At 61.4% G+C, this 6,765-nt stretch carries 6 protein-coding genes, 1 other RNA gene and 1 pseudogene; 2 read left to right on the top strand and 6 right to left on the bottom strand.

Annotated features, from left to right (window positions below; all coding sequences use genetic code 11):
* Window positions 1-76 precede the first annotated feature (76 nt).
* The 3 genes and pseudogenes from XpopCFBP1817_RS18625 to typA form a co-directional block, all read right to left on the bottom strand.
* Window positions 77-544: pseudogene (locus tag XpopCFBP1817_RS18625) on the bottom strand (amidase family protein); the annotation flags it as partial.
* Between the two features lie 107 nt (window positions 545-651).
* Entirely contained in the window at window positions 652-1,071 is a 420-nt protein-coding gene (locus XpopCFBP1817_RS18620) for a DUF2127 domain-containing protein (RefSeq protein ID WP_208619663.1), read from the bottom strand.
* Between the two features lie 72 nt (window positions 1,072-1,143).
* Complete coding sequence (gene typA / locus XpopCFBP1817_RS18615) at window positions 1,144-2,973, bottom strand: translational GTPase TypA (protein ID WP_128418250.1); 1,830 nt, start codon at window positions 2,971-2,973, stop codon at window positions 1,144-1,146.
* A gap of 218 nt (window positions 2,974-3,191) precedes the next feature.
* Between typA and XpopCFBP1817_RS18610 the strand changes: the two genes are divergently transcribed.
* Window positions 3,192-3,686 (top strand): peptidylprolyl isomerase, encoded by a 495-nt coding sequence (locus XpopCFBP1817_RS18610; RefSeq protein WP_128418249.1) that lies wholly within the window; start codon window positions 3,192-3,194, stop codon window positions 3,684-3,686.
* 116 nt (window positions 3,687-3,802) lie between these two features.
* Entirely contained in the window at window positions 3,803-4,789 is a 987-nt protein-coding gene (locus tag XpopCFBP1817_RS18605; protein WP_128418248.1) for a malate dehydrogenase, read from the top strand.
* Between the two features lie 178 nt (window positions 4,790-4,967).
* On the opposite strand, the gene XpopCFBP1817_RS18600 is transcribed toward XpopCFBP1817_RS18605, so the two are convergent.
* The 3 genes from XpopCFBP1817_RS18600 to XpopCFBP1817_RS18590 form a co-directional block, all read right to left on the bottom strand.
* The gene (locus XpopCFBP1817_RS18600) at window positions 4,968-5,582 is read right to left on the bottom strand and encodes a glutathione S-transferase family protein (RefSeq protein WP_128418247.1); all 615 of its coding nucleotides are present in this window, start codon (window positions 5,580-5,582) and stop codon (window positions 4,968-4,970) included.
* Window positions 5,583-5,620: 38 nt separating this feature from the next.
* Window positions 5,621-5,696, bottom strand: a non-coding RNA gene (locus tag XpopCFBP1817_RS18595) — sX9 sRNA.
* A 92-nt stretch (window positions 5,697-5,788) separates the two neighbouring features.
* On the bottom strand, window positions 5,789-6,250 hold the full coding sequence (locus tag XpopCFBP1817_RS18590; RefSeq protein ID WP_128418246.1) for a cell wall hydrolase: 462 nt from the start codon (window positions 6,248-6,250) through the stop codon (window positions 5,789-5,791).
* Window positions 6,251-6,765 lie beyond the last annotated feature (515 nt).

Here is a 6,765-nt window from a genome sequence, read left to right as displayed (position 1 = left end):
TCGCTGATTTTTTGAAGGTATGGTCATCATCCAGTGCGTGTCACCACGGCTACGACTTGGTTGTTCGAGGTGCCCTTACGTTGGTCTCGCCCAGGATCACCGCGCCGGCGGCGCGCAGCCGTTGCACCAGAAACGCATCGCGTGTGGGTTTGAACTCGGCCAAGGCCAGCGAGCCGGCGCTGCTGACCATCGGTACCGCATCGATGTTGTCCTTGAGCAATACCGGGATGCCATGCAAGGATCCGCACACGCGGCCGGCGCGGCGGTCAGCGTCCAATGCGTATGCGTCCGCTTGGGCCTGCGGATTGAGTTCGATCAACGAGTTGAGTGTTGGGCCGGCACGATCGAGCGTGGCGATGCGCTGCAGGTACGCGCGCGTGAGTTCCAGGCTGCTAATATCACCGCGCGTCATGCGGGCTTGCAGGCCGGCGATGTCGGCATCGGTCAGATCAAATTGCTTGTGAGTCGATACGTTCGCATCAACAGGCGTCAGGCCATCGGCATGCGCATAGCCGCACAATGCAAGCAGCAGCGCGAAGGACAAGGTGGTGGATCGCATTGGCGGTCTTCCCCCCGATGACTGTTCGCAGGCTAACGGCGCTGGGTCGGGGCGACAACGTGTGTGGAGATGCCCGCAGACGGGCAGCTGGGTCAGCGACGCCGGCGCTTGACCAGATCGCGTGTAAGCACGCCGACCACGATCAGATTGATCGCCAGCACGCCCCAGGCGGTCCAGCCAGGATGGCGGACGATGGCGTAGATATCGAATGGCAGATAGATGGCCGCCGACAGACAGCCCAATGCCGAAGCCCATGCCTTGGCACGCCACAAACCCCAGGCCTCCACAACGTGCAGCAGGCCGTAGGCCAGCATTGCAGCAGCGGCCAGATGGACAGCGTCGGGACTGATGGTCTTGAGCAACGACGGCAGTGCGCCGTGGTCGGGATCCAGACTGAAGCGGCGGATCAGCGTGCTGACCGCGTTCTGCAGCGGGAGCGGGCCCAGAATTTCCAGGCCCGTCGCCGCCAACAGCGCAAGCGCGCCCTTGACCGCCTCGAGCAAGGCGATCACATGCAGCCCCGGATGCGCGCGCGGATCCGGGCTGTAGGGCGTGTTGCTCACGACTGTGGGCGAGTCAGCAACTCAGCCCGAACGGCCGGAGCGCTTTCGGTCGCTTTCGGTCAAGCCCTTCTTGCGCAGACGGATTTCCTTCGGGGTGACTTCGACCAGCTCGTCGTCCTCGATGAAGTCCAGCGCCTGCTCCAGCGTGTACTTGATTGCCGGGGTCAGCTTGATCGCATCGTCCTTGCCCGAGGCGCGCATGTTGGTCAGCGGCTTGGTTTTGATCGCGTTGACGGTCAGATCGTTGTCCTTTGAGTGGATACCGACCAGCTGACCTTCGTACACGTTGTCGCCTTCGGCAGCGAACAGACGGCCGCGCTCTTCCAACGGCCCCAGCGCATAGGCCGGCGTGGCGCCAGCAGCATTGGCAATCATCACGCCGTTCTGGCGCTTGGCGATCGCGCCCTGTTCCTTCGGACCGTAATGGTCGAACACATGGAACAGCAGGCCCGAGCCCTGGGTCAGGGTGCGGAATTCGTTCTGGAAGCCGATCAGACCACGCGCCGGGATCATGTAATCCAGACGCACACGGCCCTTGCCGTCCGACTCCATGTTCTTCAGCTGCCCCTTACGGCTGCCCAGCTTTTCCATCACGCCGCCCTGGTGCTGTTCTTCGATGTCCACCACCAGCTGTTCGATCGGCTCCATCTGTTTGCCGTCGATCTCCTTGATGATCACTTCCGGACGCGACACGGCCAGCTCGTAGCCTTCGCGACGCATGTTTTCGATCAGCACCGACAGATGCAGTTCGCCACGGCCGGAGACCAGGAACTTGTCGGCGTCGGAACCTTCCTCGACCTTCAGCGCCACGTTGTGCACCTTCTCGCGGTCCAGACGGTCGCGCAGCTGGCGGCTGGTCAGAAACTTGCCACCGGAGAGGTCCTTGTTGCCGGCGAACGGCGAGTTGTTGACCTGGAAGGTCATCGAGATGGTGGGCTCGTCCACGGTCAGCGCCGGCAGCGCTTCCGGAGCGTCAAGCGCACACACAGTGTCGGAAATGGTCAGCTCTGACACGCCGGAGATGGCCACGATATCGCCGGCCTCGGCGGTGTCCTGCTCGATCCGCTCCAGGCCCAGGAAGCCCAACACCTGCAACACCTTGCCCTGACGCTTCTTGCCTTCGCGGTCGATCACGCTGACCGGCATGTTCTTCTTCAACACGCCGCGCTGGATGCGGCCGATGCCGATCACGCCGACGAAGTTGTTGTAATCGAGCTGGCTGATGCGCATCTGGAACGGGCCGGCCGGATCCACGTCTGGTGCCGACACGTGCTGCATGATCGCTTCGTACAGCGGGGTCATGTCGCCGTCGCGCACGTCCGAGTCCAGGCTGGCGTAGCCGTTCAATGCGGAGGTGTAGACGATCGGGAAATCCAGCTGCTCGTCGGTTGCGCCGAGCTTGTCGAACAGGTCGAACACCTGGTCGATGACCCAGTCCGGGCGTGCGCCGGGACGGTCGATCTTGTTGACCACCACGATCGGTTTGAAGCCCATCGCAAACGCCTTCTGGGTCACGAAACGCGTCTGCGGCATCGGGCCGTCCATCGCGTCGACCAGGATCAGCACCGAGTCCACCATCGACAGTACGCGCTCGACTTCGCCACCGAAGTCGGCGTGTCCTGGGGTGTCGACGATGTTGATGCGGTTGCCGTTCCAGGTGATGGCCGTGTTCTTGGCCAGGATCGTGATGCCACGTTCCTTTTCCTGATCGTTGCTGTCCATCACGCGCTCAGCCAACACGGTGCGTTCGGACAGGGTGCCGGACTGCTTCAGCAGGCAGTCGACGAGTGTGGTCTTGCCATGGTCGACGTGCGCGACGATGGCGATATTGCGGAGTTTTTCGATGGACATGCGGAAAGGGCCCCTGTCTGGCGCCAGTCTTGAGAAGGTAAGCCGGATATTATAGCGGTTTCGTTGCTGTGCCGTTGCGTTCGGCCGTCAGACGGTTCAAGGCGCCCATTCAGCTTGCTGTGCACCTCCCGACAATGGTTGTATGTCTGCACGGCCGGTCGCGCGCTCGGGTGTATTCTAATGGGCTGTCATACACCCTGAAACCTGCAAGGATTTCCATGTCCCTGATCGCCCATTTCGACACCACCCGCGGCCCAATCGTGGTTGAGTTGTTCGCCGACAAGGCCCCGCTGACCGTTGCCAATTTCGTCAACCTGGTCCAGCGCGGTTTCTACGACGGCCTGAGCTTCCACCGCGTCATCGCCGACTTCATGATCCAGGGCGGCTGCCCGGAAGGCTCCGGCCGCGGCGGCCCGGGCTACCGTTTCGAAGATGAAGCCAACAACGGCGTCGGTCACGACCGCGGCGTGCTGTCCATGGCCAATGCCGGCCCGAATACCAATGGCAGCCAGTTTTTCATCACCCATGTAGCCACCAACTGGCTGGACGGCAAGCACACCGTGTTCGGAAAGGTCACCCAGGGCCTGGATGTGGTCGATGCCGTCGCCCAGGGCGATGTGATCAACAAGGTGACGATCGAAGGCGATACCGACGCCGTGCTGACCGCCAAGGCCGACCGCGTTGCGGAGTGGAACAAGATCCTCGCCGCCTGATGTCACCCCCGAACGGCCGCCAAGTGCGGCCGTTCGCTTGTCACCCGCGCGCCGCCAGGCCTTGCGCCCCGCCAGCGTGCACCCCCACCCACGTTTTTTAGCAGAGGAAACTCCCCATGAAAGCACCTGTTCGTGTTGCCGTGACCGGCGCTGCCGGCCAGATCGGCTATGCCCTGCTGTTCCGCATCGCCTCCGGCGAAATGCTGGGCAAGGATCAGCCTGTGATCCTGCAATTGCTGGAACTGTCCAATGAAAAGGCCCAGGCCGCGCTCAAGGGCGTGATCATGGAGCTGGAAGACTGCGCATTCCCGCTGCTGGCCGGCGTGGTGGGCACCGACGACGCCGAAGTGGCGTTCAAGGACATCGACGTTGCGCTGCTGGTTGGCGCGCGTCCGCGCGGCCCGGGCATGGAGCGCAAGGACCTGCTGCTGGAGAACGCCAAGATCTTCACCGCGCAGGGTGCTGCCCTGAACAAGGTCGCCAAGCGCGACGTCAAGGTGCTGGTGGTCGGCAACCCGGCTAACACCAACGCCTACATTGCGATGAAGTCAGCGCCGGATCTGAACCCGAAGAACTTCACCGCCATGCTGCGTCTGGACCACAACCGCGCGCTGAGCCAGCTGTCGCAAAAGCTTGGCAAGCCGGTCGGCGGTATCGAGAAGTTGGTGGTCTGGGGCAACCACAGCCCTACCATGTACCCGGACTACCGTTTCGCCACCTCCGATGGCGCCTCGATCGGCGATGCGATCAACGATCAGGAATGGAACGCGTCCACCTTCATCCCGACCGTGGGCAAGCGCGGCGCGGCGATCATCGAAGCGCGCGGCCTCTCCTCTGCTGCGTCGGCCGCCAATGCCGCCATCGATCACGTGCGTGATTGGGTGCTGGGCAGTGACGGCAAGTGGGTGACCATGGGCGTGCCGTCCGACGGCTCCTACGGCATTCCGGAAGGCGTGATCTTCGGCTTCCCGGTGATCACCGCCAATGGCGAGTACACCCTGGTCAAGGATCTGCCGATCGACGATTTCAGCCAGAACTACATCCACAAAACCCTGGCCGAGCTGGAAGAAGAGCGCAGCGGCGTGTCGCATCTGCTGGGCTGAGTTTTTGCTTGACGTTGTAACGAAAACGCCGGGCAGTGCCCGGCGTTTTTTTTTGCGTCGCGTATGTGATGCGTTGCACTGTGGCGCGAAATAAAACCGCCATCACGTACATCGATGTTGGATGATCAACGCGGTATGTGTTGCCGCTGAACTGATCATATCGCGCAATGCGATCGGCTTACGCTAGGCCTTCGGCCTTTAGTGCGGCCTGCACATCGGCATCGGCCAGCATGCGCTGCACGAACGCATCCAATGCACTCAAGCCGCTCAGATCCACGCCGACCTTCTGTGCCCATAACAAGGTCACGAACAGATACGCATCGGCGCCGGTGTGGGTGTCGCTGGCCAGCCAGGTACGGTCTTGCAGATGCGTGTTGGCACGTTCGTACAAGGTGCGCAACTCGCTACGTGCGTCGTCGTGACTGCGCGCAATCAGCGCATCGTCCTGTAGGTAGGCGGTGCTGCCAAAAATCGGCTTGAACGTCGGATGCACATCGGCATTGGCGAAGGCGATCCAACGATTGATCTCGGCGCGGCTGCGTGCAGTGCCGTCGCCGGACAGGCCGGTGAGCGGTGCGATGTCGGCGATGTAATTGAGGATGGCCGCGTTCTGATTCAACGCCCAATCGTCGACCACCAACAACGGAACGGCGCCGGCCGGATTGAGGCGCAGATACTCGGGTGATTTCATCGTGGCGGCATCGACCACGGTCAGTTCGAACGGCAGGCCCGACCAGCGCAACACGATGTGATCTGCCAGCGAGCAAGCGCCGGGCTTGGTGTACAGCTTCATGAGAACTCCACGCAAAAGCGAAGACGCAAGCTTAGAGCGGCTAACAAAACGTAGCGAGCAGTCGTCAGGTGGGTGCGGACGGCGCGCAGGAACCGGAGTGTACGGGTGGTATATGCCGATTCCGAGCACCGGCCGCGCCCGCCTGGCGGCTGCGCAGTAGTTTTGTTAGCCGCTCTTAGCGTCAACGCGTGCGTGCGTGGAGAGCGTCAGGACGCAGTGCGTGGACGCAGCTTCTGCACGCGATAGAACGTGTGGTCGCCGATGGTGGCAACCTGATACGCATTGCGCCAGCTCGGGCTTGCAATCGCGCTTGCAGCAAAGTGACTTGCGCCTGGCACGATCTCCTTGCGCTGACCCACTGGTAACTCCCAGTTGCGCTCTGCGGCCAGTGCCACATCCAATGCCTTGTTCCAGGCATCGTCATTTTTGAGCTGGGTTCCCGGTGACAAGATCGTTGGCGCGAACTGCTTGCGCGCGGTGACCACCTGGCACATCGAATCGCCCCACAAACCGCTATCCAGACGACGCAGCGCGACTTCCGCAACGGCCTGCTGGCCACGCAAGGTCTGGTCACGCGCTTCCAAGTACACGGTGGTACTCAAACACAACGAATCTGCAGCCGGCTGCGGCAATAATTGCGACAGCCAAAGTATCCAAGCCAGTTTCATAGAAGTCCTTGCTCCGTATGGGCCGATCCGCAGGCCATCCAAAGTGGATGCACCAGTGCGAAGGGCTTGGCGTCATGAGGAGGCGACCTGCCAGGCGTCGCCAAGTGTCCGGCGAAACAACATCTGCCGGAGGTGCCCACCAAATACGGTGGGTCAAAAAGTTGGCGCAAGGTAGGCGGGGATCACATAATCCCGGCTGAATGGGCGGGGTTGGCGCGCGTGATTGCTTGTTGCGTCTAGTGTTTTGCTTGATGGCAATAATACAATGCAACATTGAGATGCGTCGCATCGATTTGGCGACAGTAACTATCAAGACTTAGGGAAGGCCTGATTAACCCATGCATCGCCGCCATGCGGATCAGTCAAATCAATAAGTTAAACTTCGCGCTAGTGAGTTAATCAGAGAATCCTTAGGGAACCTCTGAACAACTCCCCATAGATGCGCGACACGACGCACTCACCTTGAGGAGGCATCCATGCAACTGACATTCGGTGATGCGCAGGGCTTGGGCAAG

This window comes from Xanthomonas populi, assembly GCF_002940065.1.
Classification (GTDB): domain Bacteria; phylum Pseudomonadota; class Gammaproteobacteria; order Xanthomonadales; family Xanthomonadaceae; genus Xanthomonas; species Xanthomonas populi.
This window is presented reverse-complemented; position numbering and strand designations above follow the sequence as displayed.